Here is an 801-nt window from a genome sequence, read left to right as displayed (position 1 = left end):
TCTGTGCTGTGTTCATGGTAGTTCCTCCAGTCGTCGCACTCGGGAGTGAGTGCGTGGAGGAAGTATCGGAGAGAATTCAGGCGTGGGGCAGCTGCCGCGTAGCGGCTTCGTTCAACAAGGCCATTAAATTCGTTCCGGGCGCAAAAAGACGCGCCCTCCACCGGACTGCCTACGCGTTGCTTCGGCATCCGTTTATGGCGGCGTTATATGGAATGCGGTATGAAAACTTTATCTTTCATCACATTGCTATTGATTTCTCTTTCAGGGATTGCTGACACATTGAAATCTAGTGATCTAGTTGGCGAATGGGTGCCAAGTGGTGAATTTCCTGCCACTAAGGATTTGGTTGAATATGAGTTTCAAGTTCTGCCATCTGGTGATGGTATCTATAAATCCATTGGTAAAAATAGCTACTCCCTAGACTGCAAAGCGATAACAGACCGAGCATCCGTGTTCGTTTATGAATGTTATTCAAAAGATAGTGAGCCTGTGATCACTTTATCCCTCAGCGGGTGGTCAAGTAAACAAACTAGCGGCTCGTCAAATACGAGTGCTCGCCCTGAAAAGCTCTTGTATGGATTCGAATACTGGCTTCACCCTGGCATGGGTGGCGTATATGGTGGAGTACCTGTGAGCCTTAAACCAAAAATCCATATAACCAGCAAAGGCAGCGGATAAACCGCTGCTTTGGGCGTTGAAGGTGTAGAAAAACTCTAAAAACAAGGCGTTTTTTGCTAAAATATGGCATCTGATAAAGGACTCATTCCATGCCAAACTTCAAACCATACAACTACAACCAAG

At 46.3% G+C, this 801-nt stretch carries 2 protein-coding genes; both read left to right on the top strand.

Annotated elements, in window-relative coordinates:
* A partial coding sequence (locus tag ACVBEJ_RS14560) for a hypothetical protein (RefSeq protein WP_447130361.1) occupies positions 1-275 on the top strand: 275 nt, incomplete at its 5' end.
* Positions 220-678, top strand: coding sequence for a hypothetical protein (locus ACVBEJ_RS14555; RefSeq protein WP_447130360.1), 459 nt, complete (start codon positions 220-222; stop codon positions 676-678). The genes ACVBEJ_RS14560 and ACVBEJ_RS14555, both read left to right, overlap by 56 nt.
* Positions 679-801: the final 123 nt, after the last annotated feature.

This window comes from Porticoccus sp. GXU_MW_L64 (genome assembly GCF_052983295.1).
Note: the sequence above shows the minus strand (reverse complement) of the source record. Positions and strands in the feature narration are given on the sequence as shown.